Origin of the sequence: Mycobacterium sp., from assembly GCF_052144515.1 — a bacterium.
Lineage (GTDB): Bacteria > Actinomycetota > Actinomycetes > Mycobacteriales > Mycobacteriaceae > Mycobacterium.
Map to the genome: position 1 here is coordinate 59,140 of NZ_JBKQQD010000417.1, position 13,593 is coordinate 72,732.

A 13,593-nucleotide genomic window follows, 5' to 3' on the forward strand; every position below is an offset into this window, starting at 1 on the left:
ACTACATCGTGCCGGTAGTCCGGCAAGGCAGTCGATTTAGTGACTCGGAGAAACCTGTCTGCAACCTCTCGGTTGCACTCGTGTCATATCTGGTTCAGTTCCGGGCTTCACCTGGTTCGGTTGTCATGGCGCGTGTCTCGTCGGGGCTTGATGGTGTAGCCAACAACCCGCCCGCGGAGCAACCATCGTCAACTTCGTCTTCGGTGTGAAGGTCCCGCGGAATGGCAAATACCCGCCGACGCCGATCAGCGTCATCGCCGTCGGTGTCACCAGGCCGATGGTCTCGCATGATTTTGAGACCCTAAGGTATGGCAGCCCGAGATAGCGCTGATCCGACAGAGACCCGGCAGGCCGTGCTGGCCGTCGCGGACTGGCTGCGTGACGAAACCTGTCCTGCGCCCGAACGGGACGCTCTGGCGAAGGCGGTTCGGCTCACCGCGCGCACCCTTGCGGCACTGGCCCCCGGAGCCAGCGTGGAGGTCCGGATACCGCCGTTTGTCGCGGTGCAGTGTGTTGCCGGGCCTCGGCACACCCGCGGAACACCCCCCAATGTCGTCGAGACCGACCCGCGGACCTGGCTACTGCTGGCTGCCGGGCTGTTGCCCCCAGCCGAGGCGAAGGCCACCGGGGCGCTGGCGCTCTCGGGCTCCCGGGCCAGTGAGATTGAGCACTGGCTGCCCCTGATAGCTGTCAGCTAAATATAACCCTGAACTGCAGGTTTAGGGTGATGGACTCGATTTTGCCGAGTTTTCCACGGTCAACACGCCCGGTCGATTCCGCGGCGGCGCCGTCGTGCCCGTAGACTCCTGTACGTCACCATCCGTTCCCCGGGGAGCCGCCGAACCGTGACCGTCCAGGAACCCGAGCAGGACCTGAACTCACCCCGCGAAGAGTGTGGCGTATTCGGGGTCTGGGCCCCGGGCGAAGAAGTCGCCAAACTCACCTACTACGGCCTGTACGCGTTGCAGCACCGCGGGCAGGAAGCCGCGGGGATCGCTGTTGCCGATGGCTCCCAGGTGCTGGTCTTCAAGGATCTCGGCCTGGTCAGCCAGGTGTTCGACGAGCAGACGTTGGCAGCGATGGAGGGCCACGTCGCCATCGGCCACTGTCGCTACTCCACCACGGGCGACACCACGTGGGAAAATGCCCAGCCCGTGTTCCGCAACACCGCGGCGGGCACCGGGGTTGCGTTGGGGCACAACGGGAATCTGGTCAACACCGCTGCCCTTGCCGCGCGCGCCCGCGAAGCGGGGCTGATCGCAAAGCGCTGCCCGGCCCCGGCGACAACGGACTCCGACATCCTGGGCGCGCTGCTGGCCCACGGTGCGGCTGATTCCACCCTGGAACAGGCGGCGCTGGAGCTGCTGCCGACCGTGCGCGGAGCGTTCTGTCTGACGTTCATAGACGAAAACACCCTCTACGCGTGCCGTGACCCCCATGGGGTGCGGCCGCTGTCGCTTGGGCGGCTGGACCGCGGCTGGGTGGTGGCCTCCGAGACGGCCGCGCTCGACATCGTCGGCGCCTCGTTCGTCCGCGACATCGAACCGGGCGAACTGCTGGCGATCGACGCTGACGGCGTGCGGTCCACCCGTTTCGCCAACCCCACGCCCAAGGGTTGCGTCTTTGAATACGTGTATTTGGCGCGGCCGGACAGCACGCTCGCCGGCCGGTCCGTGCACGGCACCCGGGTGGAGATCGGTCGTCGGCTGGCCCGCGAATGCCCGGTCGACGCCGACCTGGTGATCGGCGTTCCGGAATCGGGCACTCCCGCCGCGGTCGGATACGCACAGGAGTCCGGCATCCCTTATGGGCAGGGCCTGATGAAGAACGCCTACGTCGGGCGGACATTCATCCAGCCGTCGCAGACCATCCGCCAGCTCGGCATCCGGTTAAAGCTCAACCCACTCAAAGAGGTGATCCGGGGCAAGCGGCTGATCGTCGTCGACGACTCGATTGTTCGGGGGAACACCCAGCGGGCCCTGCTGCGCATGCTGCGCGAGTCCGGCGCTCTTGAAGTGCACGTGCGCATCGCCTCACCGCCGGTGAAGTGGCCCTGCTTCTACGGCATTGACTTCCCGTCGCCGGCCGAGCTGATCGCCAACGCGGTCGAAGACAAAGAGGAGATGCTTGAGGCGGTACGGCATGCCATCGGGGCCGACACGCTGGGTTACATCTCGCTGCGGGGCCTAGTCGCCGCTTCCGAGCAGCCCGCTTCGCGGCTCTGTACCGCATGCTTCGACGGCAAATACCCGATCGAGCTGCCCAGCGAGACCGTGCTGGGCAAGAACGTCGTCGAGCACATGCTCGCCACTGCGGCGCGTGGGTCCGAGCTGGGCGATCTGGCTGCCGGCGAAGTCCCCGTTGGTCGCTGACGAGAATCACCCGTCGATTACCTTTGACCAGGTTGTGCAACTGATCCCGGCCGTGAGCGCCGCCCGGTAGCCTTTATCGCGATGACGGACTCCGGAAAAACCCACGGAAACGAGTTGGGCGCACTCGGCATCACGTATGCGTCCGCCGGGGTGGACATTGAGGCGGGCGACCGCGCCGTCGACTTATTCAAGCCGCTGGCAACCAAGGCCACCAGACCGGAGGTGCGCGGCGGGCTGGGCGGATTCGCCGGATTGTTCGCTCTTCGCGGCGGCTACCGCGAGCCGGTGCTCGCGGCCTCCACCGATGGTGTGGGCACCAAGTTGGCGGTCGCTCAGGCGATGGACAAGCACGACACCGTCGGCCTGGATTTGGTGGCGATGGTGGTCGACGACCTAGTGGTGTGCGGCGCCGAGCCGCTGTTCTTGCAGGACTACATCGCCGTCGGTCGAACAGTGCCCGAACGACTGAGCGCTATCGTCGGCGGTATCGCCGAGGGGTGTGTGCGCGCGGGCTGCGCACTGCTTGGCGGCGAGACCGCCGAGCACCCCGGCCTGATGGAGCCGGACCACTACGACCTGTCGGCCACCGGCATCGGCGTGGTCGAAGCCGACGACGTCCTGGGGCCCGACCGCGTGAAACCCGGGGACGTCATCATCGGGCTGGGGTCTTCCGGCCTGCATTCCAACGGCTACTCGCTGGCCCGCGCGGTGCTTCTGGAAATCGACCGGATGAACCTGGCCGGCTATGTGGAGGAGTTCGGGCGCACGCTGGGCGAAGAATTGCTGGAGCCCACCCGCATCTACGCCAAAGACTGCCTGGCGCTGGCCGCCGAAACCCACGTCCGCACGTTTTGCCATGTCACCGGCGGCGGGCTGGCCGGCAACTTGCAACGCGTCATCCCGCACGGGCTGATCGCCGAGGTCGACCGCGGAACGTGGACGCCCGCACCGGTGTTCGCCATGATCGCCCAGCGTGGCCGCGTCGCGCGCGAGGAGATGGAGAAGACGTTCAACATGGGCGTCGGCATGATCGCCGTCGTCGCGCCCGAAGACACCGACCGGGCCCTGGCCATCCTGACCGCGCGACACCTGGACTGCCGGGTGCTGGGGACCGTCTGCAAAGGCGGTAAAGACGCCCCGCGCGCCAAACTGGTCGGGCAGCACCCGAGATTCTAGGAATCGGGACTAGCTGGAACGAGCAGCGTGCCGATGCGAAGCGCATCGGCACGGGAAGTGGGATGGACTAGCGGCGCCAGTCGTCCTGGTCGCTCCATGAATTGTCGGGGCTGTCATCACCGTCCAAGCCGTCCAGCCCGTCGGAGTCGTCGCCGCTCGTACCTGACAGCTCGCGCTGAAGCCGCTGAAAGTCGGTCTGCGGGGAGCTGTATTTAAGTTCTCGAGCAACCTTGGTCTGCTTTGCCTTTGCCCGGCCGCGGCCCATGGGGGAACCCCCTCGCGCAATAACGGAGCGGCCTACGAGTAGGCGGCTCCGATCTCTTGGTGTCGTTTATTGTCCTGCCGACAGTTTACCGTGCTTCATGGTGGGGCGTCGGCGCCCCCCGCCGCTGTCGTGGACAACTTACAAGACTAGTCACGCTATCGCCCGCGCAACCGTTCAAGGGCCAGTCGTCCGGCGCCGATCTCGTCGGTGGGTGGCAGGGAGTCGGCATCGATCACCGCGGCGACTTGGGCGTCTGGGCCCTGCGGACCCGTCACCAGTTCGGTGTCTGCCGTCAGGCCGCGCTTGAGCAGCGCCAGCGCGATCGGCCCCAAGTCCACGTGCTCGACGACGGTTCCGAGGCGTCCGACGGCGCGCCCGCCGGCCAGCACCGCATCGCCTGTCGAGGGCCGCTCCACCGACCCGTCGAGGTGCAACAAGACCAGCATGCGCGGCGGTTTGCCCAGGTTGTGCACCCGTGCGACGGTCTCCTGCCCGCGATAGCAACCCTTGTCGAGGTGCACGGCTCCGTCGCCGGGACCGCCGATCCAACCCACTTCGTGCGGGATGGTGCGCTCATCGGTGTCGACGCCGAGGCGGGGGCGCAGCCCTGCCACTCGGTGAGCTTCATAGGCCCACACGCCGGCCGATCGCACGCCCGCCTGCGCCAAGCGGCCCTGCCAGTCGGCCGACGCGGTACGCGGCACCAGCAGATCCAGTTCTAGTTGGCCGGCTGGAGCCCCGGGCGTCCGGCGTAGGAAGCCACCGCCGGCGATGGAAACCGCCATCGACTCGGCCGGCAGGGCATCCAGGCCCAACACATCGAGCACCGCGCGGTCAGCCAATCGCGGACCCAGCAGGGACAGCACCGCAGTGTCGGCGGCGCTCGGGGTCACGTCGGACCAGAACACCATCTTGCGTAGGTATTCCAGCAGCGGCTCACCCCGCCAAGGTTCGGTGTCGAGATGGGTGGTGCCACCGAGCTCGGTCTGGATCCAGTGGTCCTCTACCCGGCCTTGACCGTCAAGGCTGAGATTCTGCGTGCTGGCACCGTCGGGGAGTTCGCTGACGTGCTGGGTCGAGATGCTGTGCAGCCAGCTCTGCCGGTCGTTACCGGTCAGGGTGAGCACCGCGCGGTGTGAACGGTCCACCAGCACGGCATCGGTTTCGGCGGCGCGCTGCTCGCCCAGCGGATCGCCGAAGTGCCAGATCGCACCCGCGTCGGGTCCGGGATCGGGCGCAGGGACTGCGTGGCGGTTCACACGTCAACTCTACGGACCGCCCGCCGAGCGTGAAGCTCGCTTCACGCTCGCGGCTAGGCTTCTCGTCCATGGCTAGGCAGACGACTGTGATCGTCACGCTGGACGGTGGCGTACACGCGCCGGGGACACCGCTGCTGCACCCCGATGACCTTGCCGTGGTTCGCGGCGACGGCATCTTCGAGACGCTGCTGGTTCGCGACGGCGGGGCATGCCTGGTCGAGTCGCATCTGCAACGGCTGACCCAGTCGGCCAAATTGATGGATCTGCCTGAGCCGGACCTCCCCAGCTGGCGGCACGCGATCGACGTGGCCGCGCGGCAATGGGCCGCGGGCAGCGCTGACGACGGCGCGCTGCGGATGATCTACAGCCGCGGGCGCGAAAGCGGCTCGGCGCCAACCGCCTACGTGATGGTCAACCCCTTGCCCGACCGGGTGGCCGCGGTCCGCCGCGAGGGGTTAGCGGCGGTGACGCTGGACCGCGGGTTGCCCGCCACTGGTGTCGACGCAATGCCCTGGCTGCTGGCCAGCGCCAAGACGCTGTCGTATGCGGTCAATATGGCCGCGCTGCGTCACGCCGCGCGGCAGGGTGCCGGTGACGTCATCTTCGTCAGCTCGGACGGCTACGTTCTGGAGGGCCCGCGCTCGACGGTGGTGATTGCCACCGACTCACACGAAAATGCGGACAGTGATCTCTGCCTGCTGACACCGCCACCGTGGTATCCGATACTGCGCGGAACCACGCAGCAGGCTCTCTTCGAGGTGGCCCGCACCAAGGGCTACGACTGTGACTACCGCGCCTTGCGGGTCGCCGATCTCCATGGTGCCCAAGGGATCTGGTTGGTATCGAGCATGACCCTGGCCGCCCGCGTGCACACCCTCGACGGCCGGCGACTGCCCCGCTCGCCGATCGCCGCGGAATTCGCCGAACTGGTCGACGCCGCGATCGTCAGCGACCGCTGAGCCGGTGAATTCCTGTTGTGGTCAGGCCGGACTGCGGGTACGTTCGGCCGTACACAAGGAAGGAGGTGGTCCGCGAATTGTTAGCTTCATGGACATGTGAGGTGGCTACGCGCTAGCTGCACCGGCTCGGAAGAGCTAGCGATCGTGCGCTGGCGAATTCCCCGTAGCCACCCGGCCCCCGAGCTTCCGGTTTTGTCCAACCAGGAGCTTTGCTCGGGGGCCGCTCCATGTCTTGGTGGCCTTAGAGGCGGACCGCATCCGCCGACCTCGGGGGATGCCCAATCTGAGCCGACGAGCGTGGGGCCTATGAACGATTTCAAGGGCAGTTCGCGTACTTAGGGCCCACGTTCGGCGAGATTTCGATCTGGTTGGGTGAAACCCCCACGCTGTCAGCCGGCGAAGCGAGACAGCCGCGCCGACAGATGCGGCACCAGCCCGCCGTCGGCGTCCACTCGCTCCTCGACGTAGGCCAGGTCGCCGCCCTCCACGATGCCGTAGAGCCGTTTGGCGCCACCGACCAGCACGCCGGATCTGCTGCGCGCCAGGGCATCGGTGACCAATTCCCACGACGACTGGGTACGTGGCCGCCCGTAGAACAATTCGACGTAACCGGCCGAATGGGCCAACAGCAATTCGATGGCCTGGGACTCGGTCGGGTCGTCCGGGTCGCTGACAAACCGCCAGAAGCCCGTCTCACGCAGGCCGGGTTCCAGGTAGGCGCCCGTGTCGCTGAGTCGCCAGGACCGGGCTTCCCAATTCAGATAGTCGCCGCCGTCGTGGGAGACCACGATCTGCTGGCCGAACCGGTAGTCGCCGTCGGCCGCGCGGCCCTCGCCTTCGCCGCGCCACACGCCGACCAGGGGCAGCAGCGCCAGCAGCGCGTCATTCAGGTTGGCGCCCTCGCGCAGATTCGCCGTATCGGCGGGGAGGGGCAGATCGTCGAACGCCGGGATGTTACGGGCCGCGGTCACCTTGGCGCGTTCAGCCGCGGCAGCCATCGCTCGGTCGCCGGAGTCCGGGCTCTCTTCAGGACTCACGACTCGTCAGTGATGAGCCGGTAAAGCGTGTACAGCGCGAACCACGAGATGACCGCCACGGACACGACCAGCATGATCTCGAAGAAGAGCACCACGGGGGCGAGTCTATTCGCCTTTGTTCGCCGGTGGCGGCTTCGGGGGACGGACCTTCGGGCAGTGTCAGGCGATCTTGACGTCAACCTCGTGGATGCCCGCTCCCGACGGGGCCACGATGGCGTCGCCGTTCCCGGCCGCGGACAACGCGCGCAGCGTCCAGGATCCTGGTGCGGCGAAGAACCGGAAGTCACCGGTGGCCGATGCGACGACCTCCGCGGTGAACTCGTCCGACGAGTCGAGCAGCCGGACGAACGCGCCACCCACGGCCTGGCCGTCGCGGTCCACCACGCGACCGGTGATCACGGTTTCCTTCTCCAGGTCGACGCTGGCGGGCAACGTCAGTCCTTGCTGTGGTCCTGAGCACATATCAGCTTCCCAACTCGATCGGGGCGCCCACCAGGGAGCCGTATTCCGTCCAACTGCCGTCGTAGTTCTTCACGTTTTGATGCCCGAGCAATTCCTGCAGCACAAACCATGTGTGCGATGACCGCTCGCCGATCCGGCAGTAAGCGATGGTCTCCTTCGACCCGTCCAGACCGGCGGCGGCGTACAGCTTGGCTAGCTCCTCGTCCGACTTGAAGGTGCCGTCCTCGTTGGCGGCCTTGCTCCACGGAACATTGATTGCGCCGGGGATATGCCCGGGCCGCTGGCTTTGTTCCTGCGGTAGATGCGCGGGCGCAAGGATCTTGCCGGAGAACTCGTCGGGGGAGCGCACGTCGACCAGGTTCTTGACGCCGATGGCTGCGATGACCTCGTCGCGGAACGCGCGAATGGTGTTGTCCGGAGGGGCCGCGGTGTAGGAAGTCGCGGGCCTGCTGACGGGGTCGCTGGACAGCGCGCGGCCGTCTAACTCCCATTTCTTGCGGCCGCCGTCGAGCAGTTTGACCTTGTCGTGCCCGTACAGCTTGAAATACCAGTACGCGTAGGCGGCAAACCAGTTGTTGTTGCCGCCGTGAGGATCACGGTGTCGTCGTTGGCGACGCCGCGCTCGCTGAGCAGTTTGGAGAACTGCTCAGCGTCTACGAAGTCGCGCTTGACCGGGTCCTGCAAATCGGTGCGCCAGTCCAGCTTGATCGCGCCGGCGATGTGGCCGGTGTCGTAGGCGCTGGCGTCCTCGTCTACTTCGACGAAGACGACGTTGGCGGCTCCGGGATCGCCGAGATTGCTCTCAGCCCAGTCGGCGGAGACCAGGACGTCCGAGCGTGCCATGGTGGGGATCCTTTCGATTGCTTCTGACGAACGGGGGGTTAAGCGGGGTGGGGGGTGCGCCGGAAGCGCGCGACAAGCGGGTAGAGCTGACAGCCCAGACAAATCCCGAATGCGGCGTTGAGGAAGGCGGCCACCAGCGCGGCCGCGGTGGCGATGACCCCGACCAAGAACGCGCCGGCCGCGAATGCGGCAGCGCCGATGACGGCAAAGATCAGGCCGACGAGCTGGGCGAACTTCAGCGGCGGCACCGGTTCGCGCTCCTTGACCGGCCCCAGCCGGGGCGCCACCAGGGTGGCGAACACCCGCCCATAGGGGCGCCGGCGCGGCCCGCCAACGGCGCCGATGGCAAAGATCAGGGCTTGCAGGCCCAAGATGACCGCGGCCGCCAGCGGGCTGAGCGCCGACACGATCAGCGTGATCACCAAGACGGCGGTGGTGACCCAGGCAGCGAACCTTGGTCCACGAACGTCGACGAGGTCCGGTTGGGTGGCGGCGGTGTTACTGCTCGACACGGGGCTACTCCTAGAAACTCCTATTGCACGGAAGGGTGGAGGCACGCCACGGAAGGCCCGAAGCTGCTCCGAGTCCTGCGCTAAGGGCGCGGCTACTCAGCAGCTACAGCAACAGCAACAACCCGCGACGCGGCACAGATCAACTGCGCGGCGCCTGGCGAGCGGGGGCTCGATGCGGGCTGGCACGTCGGACAGCTTACCCAAAGACATGGTGATCAAGCCAACAGCGGTTCCAGGGCGGACCGCAGGTCGGCGGTCTTGGGGACTCCGGAGGCCCGGTACCGCTGTCGTCCATCGACATCGAAGATCAACGTGGTAGGCAGCGACAGCACCGAGAATCGGCGCGCGGCCGCCGGATTGGCATCCAGGTCGATTTCGACGTGGGCCACATCGCCCAGGTCGCCGCAGACCTGATCAACCACCCGGCGCACCCGATCGCACGGCCCGCACCAGGGGGCGCTGAAATGCACGACAGTCGGTCCGGTACGGGAAAGGCCCAGGTCTGCGGTGTCGAGACTGTCTGAATCGGTACCTGGCGCCGATCCGATTTCCCGGACGGTTCCGGAGCGCCGGGTCAACAACCATCCGAGAAGGCCGGTGAGGACACCAGCGGCCACGATCGCGACGAGCACGGCAGTCATGACTGCTTAAACCCGTCGAGCGTGATACTTACTCCCCGGGTGATGCCTTCGATGATGACGTCGGAGCCGCGCGCGCCCTCGCTGGTCGGCGCTACCCCAAACGGCAGCCTCTGGTTGGGCAGCCTGGCGGTGAAGGCATGCAGCACCGCGTCCCGTTTGTCGTCCGGGACGGTTTGGTCGGCGGTGTCGGGTCCGGTCAGGATGCCGGTGGGGGTGAACACCAGCGTCGCCTGGTCGTCGGGGGCGATGGCCAGGTCCACCGAGACGCTCACCCGGTGGTCGAAGTTGGCCGACTTCGGCGTGCCGCTGAACACCAGCCCGTGGCTGCTCGAGATCCCCGATTCGGTGGTGCCGCCGGTGGCGTTGTTGGTTTCGGCGGGTGGTGCCTCCACCATCAGGTCGCTGATGCCCAGGTACCGGCCCAGATGCATCGAATCGATGATGATGCGACTCTCCAGCCTGCCGACTGGGAGCTTGGCATCGGGCCTGATCAGCCACGATGCATAGGTCAGGTCGATCGAGTACATCGTCGCTTCCAGCGTGGCCTTGCCGACCACCGCGTGATCGACGGCGTTGGCCTTGATTTCCAATTCGTTGTAGTGGCCGCGCAGTGCCTGCGGAATGAACGGGAATGCCAGGATGGCGACGAACGGGTCCGATCCCATATGTGCCGCTTTGCGTACATTGGACGACAACCGGTATTCGGCGTAGATGCTGGTTCCGTAATCGACGCCGATTGCGCCGATGGCAACCACGGCCACCGCGATCGCCCCTGCGACCACACCGATCAGCACCCTGGGCATCCGCATATTGTGGCGCAAATCTGTGCGACCGGTCCGTCGCGGACGCCTGGTGGCGGGGCTCACACTGTCCCGACTGATGCCGCCTAAGGCCTGGTGGCACGTTATCGTTAGATGTCCCGGTAACAAACGCCACACGGTGTTATCAATTTGGGGAATGGGATTCCCCCGAGGCTGGAGGGGGTCGTTGGAGCTACTACTGCTGACCTCGGAGCTGCATCCCGACCCGGTCTTGCCATCGTTGTCGCTGCTTCCGCACACGGTTCGGACGGCGCCAGCGGAGCCATCTTCGTTGCTGGAGGCCGGAACGGCGGATGCCGTGCTCGTTGACGCGCGCCACGATCTGTCGTCCGCACGCGGTCTGTGCCGCCTTTTGAGCACTGCGGGGCGCTCGGTCCCGGTCTTGGCGGTGGTGAGCGAAGGCGGGCTGGTGGCGGTCAGCGCTGACTGGGGCCTGGACGAGATCCTGTTGCCCAGTACCGGGCCCGCCGAGATCGACGCCAGGCTGCGGCTGGTCGTCGGTCGCCGCGGCGGGCTGGCCGACCAGGAGAGCGCGGGCAAGGTCAGCCTGGGCGAGCTGGTTATCGACGAAGGCACCTACACCGCGCGGTTGCGGGGCCGTCCGCTCGATCTCACGTACAAGGAGTTCGAGCTGCTGAAATACCTGGCGCAGCATGCCGGTCGGGTGTTCACCCGCGCGCAGTTGCTGCACGAGGTGTGGGGCTATGACTTCTTTGGCGGCACCCGGACCGTAGATGTGCACGTGCGCCGACTGCGGGCCAAACTCGGCCCCGAGCACGAAGCGTTGATCGGCACGGTGCGCAACGTGGGCTACAAGGCGGTCCGGCCGGCGCGCGGCCGAGCGCCGATTTCCGACCCCAACGATGATCAAGCTGATCAGGCTGACCAATTCGGCGAAGCCGCCGAGCCCGGCTCAGACGGCCACGACGATGTTCGGGATCCGCTGGTCGACCCGTTGCGCAGTCAGTGACGCTGCCGGTCTGGCGCTCCGCGCTGACCACCGAAGAGCAGCGGCAGGTGCGTGAACTCGCTGCTGAGGCAACCGAATTCGACGGGGTAGCCCCCGTCGGCGAGCAGGTGCTGCGCGAACTCGGCCACGAACGCACCGAGCACTTACTAGTCGCCCATCCGGGACGCGACGACGGAATCGCCGGCTACCTTCATCTCAGCTCGCCGCGTGACACGGATGCCGCGATGGCCGAGTTCGTGGTGCACCCGCGGGCCCGCCGCGGCGGGATCGGCGCCGCGATGGGGCGCGCCGCACTGGCCAAGACCGCGGGGCATAACCGGTTCTGGGCGCACGGCACGCTACCGCCGGCCCAGGCGACCGCGTCCGCGCTGGGTCTGGTCCCGGTTCGCGAACTGGTCCAGATGCGGCGCTCGCTGCGCAATGTCCCCGAACCGCAGATTCCCGCTCGCGTGCGGATCCGTACCTACGCCGGGACCACCGATGACGCGGAGTTGCTGCGGGTCAATAACGCGGCATTCGCCTACCACCCGGAACAGGGCGGGTGGACCTCGACCCAGCTGGAGGAGCGACGCAGCGAACCGTGGTTCGACCCCGCGGGGTTGTTCCTGGCGTTCGGCACATTCGACGCTGCTTCAAGCGGTCAAGAGGACCGGCTGCTGGGCTTCCACTGGACCAAGGTGCATTCCGACCAGGCGGGCCTGGGTGAGGTTTATGTCGTGGGCGTCGACCCGTCGGCGCAGGGCCGGGGCTTGGGGCAGGTGTTGACGGCGGTCGGGATCGCGTCGCTGGCAGAGCGGCTGGCCGGTCCGAATGTCCCCGGCGAACCCACCGTGATGCTCTACGTGGAATCGGACAATGTTGCCGCGGTGCGGACCTATGAGCGTCTCGGCTTCACCACCTACAGCGTCGACACCGCCTACGCGGCGACCCGCACTGGGAGCTGACCGACGGCGCGGACCCATCCGCGGCCTGCTGTTCACACCATGTTCACCGGATGGGCGTGCTCCTGACCGCCGCCGGAGCATACTTGCCGGGTGAGCTGGCGACCTTCTTTCGGGACGTCGTACGGGCGGGGCCAGCGGTGCAGATACGTGTCGAGAATGCGCTGAGAAAGTGACATAGGTGAGGCGCGGGGTGGGCAGGACGTCGGCCGCAGTGGTGGCGTTGATCATTACTTTCGTGGCTTCTGACGGCGTGCTGACTGCCTGCGGCAGCGACGACAACCGCGCCGCTTCGACGGCGGTCGTCTCGGGTGTTTCCGCCGGCGCCGTACCCTGCGGCGGCAAAAAAGCACTGACGGCCGAGGGGTCGACCGCTCAAGAGAACGCGATCGCATTGTTCAACCACTTGTGGGGACAGTCGTGCCCTGGCAAAAACGTGTCGTACAACCCCACCGGATCAGGTGCCGGCCGCGCGCAATTCGTTGCCGGCCACGTCGACTTCGCCGGATCGGACTCGCCTCTGACTTCGGACCAGATCGCGCCGGCCGCCAAACGCTGTAACGGAAACCCGGCGTGGGACCTGCCGCTGGTGTTCGGACCCATCGCATTCGTCTACAACCTGCCGGGCGTCCAGACCCTGGTCGTCAACAGTGACGTGCTGGCCAAGATCTTCAGTGGCGTGATCACGACGTGGAGTAATCCGATACTCACTGCACTCAATCCGGGCGTTGCCCTGCCCGACACACGGGTAACGGCGATCTACCGAACGGATTCTTCGGGAACCACTGACAACCTGCAGCGATATTTGACGGCCGACGCACCACAGAGTTGGACCACGGGGATCGGCACCGAGTTTCAAGGCGGCTTCGGCGAAGGTGTGCTGAAGTCAGCCGGTGTGGTTCAGGCGGTGCACGCCACGTCGGGCGCTATCGGATATGTCGAGAAGGGCTTCGCGGACCAGGCCCGTCTGCCATTCGCTCAGATCGACACCGGCAGCGGCGGAGTGCCGCTCAACGAGGACACGGCGCGCAACGCCGTCAACCTGGCCCATTTCGTGGCCGGCGGCAACGATCTCGTGCTGGACCTGAACGCGATCTATGGCTCCCAGGACCCGAGTGTTTACCCGTTGGTGATGGCCACCTACGAGCTTGTCTGCTCGGCGGGCTATGACCAGGACACGGTCGCGGCGATCAAGTCTTTCCTCAGCGTGGCCACGAATAACGGTCAGACCGATGTCTCGTCGGCCGGCGACGTACCGCTGCCCGATAAAGTCAAGGGGCGATTGGTGAGCGCGATCAACGCAATGCGGTAACCGTTGACCCAGCGCGAACAGTG

Annotated in this window: 15 protein-coding genes and 1 pseudogene; 7 read left to right on the forward strand and 9 right to left on the reverse strand. The window is 66.5% G+C overall.

The window, feature by feature from the left end:
- The first annotated feature begins 308 nt into the window (after positions 1 to 308).
- From ACLP9N_RS27890 to purM, 3 genes are all read left to right on the forward strand, one after another.
- Positions 309 to 698 carry a sterol carrier family protein gene (locus ACLP9N_RS27890; protein ID WP_442410401.1) on the forward strand — a complete coding sequence of 130 codons (390 nt, stop codon included), beginning with the start codon at positions 309 to 311 and terminating at the stop codon, positions 696 to 698.
- Between the two features lie 147 nt (positions 699 to 845).
- Entirely contained in the window at positions 846 to 2,372 is a 1,527-nt protein-coding gene (gene purF / locus ACLP9N_RS27895; RefSeq protein ID WP_442410402.1) for an amidophosphoribosyltransferase, read from the forward strand.
- A gap of 81 nt (positions 2,373 to 2,453) precedes the next feature.
- Positions 2,454 to 3,548, forward strand: a complete 1,095-nt coding sequence (gene purM, locus ACLP9N_RS27900; RefSeq protein ID WP_442410403.1) for a phosphoribosylformylglycinamidine cyclo-ligase — start codon at positions 2,454 to 2,456, stop codon at positions 3,546 to 3,548.
- Positions 3,549 to 3,615: 67 nt separating this feature from the next.
- Here purM and ACLP9N_RS27905 read toward each other — a convergent pair whose 3' ends face one another.
- On the reverse strand, positions 3,616 to 3,813 hold the full coding sequence (locus ACLP9N_RS27905) for a DUF3073 domain-containing protein (protein ID WP_442410404.1): 198 nt from the start codon (positions 3,811 to 3,813) through the stop codon (positions 3,616 to 3,618).
- A 155-nt stretch (positions 3,814 to 3,968) separates the two neighbouring features.
- Positions 3,969 to 5,072, reverse strand: a complete 1,104-nt coding sequence (gene ygfZ / locus ACLP9N_RS27910) for a CAF17-like 4Fe-4S cluster assembly/insertion protein YgfZ (RefSeq protein WP_442410405.1) — start codon at positions 5,070 to 5,072, stop codon at positions 3,969 to 3,971.
- Positions 5,073 to 5,158: 86 nt separating this feature from the next.
- On the opposite strand from ygfZ, the gene ACLP9N_RS27915 reads away from it, so the two are divergent.
- Positions 5,159 to 6,031: an aminodeoxychorismate lyase gene (locus ACLP9N_RS27915; RefSeq protein ID WP_442410430.1), complete on the forward strand. Its 873-nt coding sequence runs from the start codon at positions 5,159 to 5,161 to the stop codon at positions 6,029 to 6,031.
- A 389-nt stretch (positions 6,032 to 6,420) separates the two neighbouring features.
- On the opposite strand, the gene ACLP9N_RS27920 is transcribed toward ACLP9N_RS27915, so the two are convergent.
- From ACLP9N_RS27920 to lmeA, 7 genes and pseudogenes are all read right to left on the reverse strand, one after another.
- Positions 6,421 to 7,029, reverse strand: a complete 609-nt coding sequence (locus tag ACLP9N_RS27920; protein WP_442410431.1) for an FABP family protein — start codon at positions 7,027 to 7,029, stop codon at positions 6,421 to 6,423.
- Between the two features lie 198 nt (positions 7,030 to 7,227).
- On the reverse strand, positions 7,228 to 7,530 hold the full coding sequence (locus ACLP9N_RS27925; RefSeq protein ID WP_442410406.1) for a DUF1416 domain-containing protein: 303 nt from the start codon (positions 7,528 to 7,530) through the stop codon (positions 7,228 to 7,230).
- A gap of 1 nt (position 7,531) precedes the next feature.
- Positions 7,532 to 8,373, reverse strand: a pseudogene (locus ACLP9N_RS27930) (sulfurtransferase).
- A gap of 38 nt (positions 8,374 to 8,411) precedes the next feature.
- On the reverse strand, positions 8,412 to 8,885 hold the full coding sequence (locus tag ACLP9N_RS27935) for a DUF4395 domain-containing protein (RefSeq protein WP_442410407.1): 474 nt from the start codon (positions 8,883 to 8,885) through the stop codon (positions 8,412 to 8,414).
- Between the two features lie 96 nt (positions 8,886 to 8,981).
- On the reverse strand, positions 8,982 to 9,095 hold the full coding sequence (locus ACLP9N_RS27940) for an Ms5788A family Cys-rich leader peptide (RefSeq protein ID WP_442410408.1): 114 nt from the start codon (positions 9,093 to 9,095) through the stop codon (positions 8,982 to 8,984).
- Between the two features lie 5 nt (positions 9,096 to 9,100).
- A complete protein-coding gene (locus tag ACLP9N_RS27945; protein ID WP_442410409.1) occupies positions 9,101 to 9,526 on the reverse strand; it encodes a thioredoxin family protein in 426 nt (141 codons plus the stop codon).
- The gene (gene lmeA, locus ACLP9N_RS27950) at positions 9,523 to 10,335 is read right to left on the reverse strand and encodes a mannan chain length control protein LmeA (RefSeq protein WP_442410410.1); all 813 of its coding nucleotides are present in this window, start codon (positions 10,333 to 10,335) and stop codon (positions 9,523 to 9,525) included. The genes ACLP9N_RS27945 and lmeA overlap by 4 nt, the downstream gene beginning before the upstream one ends.
- A 148-nt stretch (positions 10,336 to 10,483) precedes the next feature.
- Here lmeA and ACLP9N_RS27955 point away from each other — a divergent pair, with 148 nt between their 5' ends.
- From ACLP9N_RS27955 to pstS, 3 genes are all read left to right on the forward strand, one after another.
- Positions 10,484 to 11,317, forward strand: coding sequence for a winged helix-turn-helix transcriptional regulator (locus tag ACLP9N_RS27955; protein ID WP_442410411.1), 834 nt, complete (start codon positions 10,484 to 10,486; stop codon positions 11,315 to 11,317).
- The gene (gene mshD, locus ACLP9N_RS27960; protein WP_442410412.1) at positions 11,314 to 12,261 is read left to right on the forward strand and encodes a mycothiol synthase; all 948 of its coding nucleotides are present in this window, start codon (positions 11,314 to 11,316) and stop codon (positions 12,259 to 12,261) included. Before ACLP9N_RS27955 ends, mshD begins: the two co-directional genes overlap by 4 nt.
- A 211-nt stretch (positions 12,262 to 12,472) precedes the next feature.
- Entirely contained in the window at positions 12,473 to 13,570 is a 1,098-nt protein-coding gene (gene pstS, locus ACLP9N_RS27965) for a phosphate ABC transporter substrate-binding protein PstS (RefSeq protein ID WP_442410432.1), read from the forward strand.
- Positions 13,571 to 13,593: the final 23 nt, after the last annotated feature.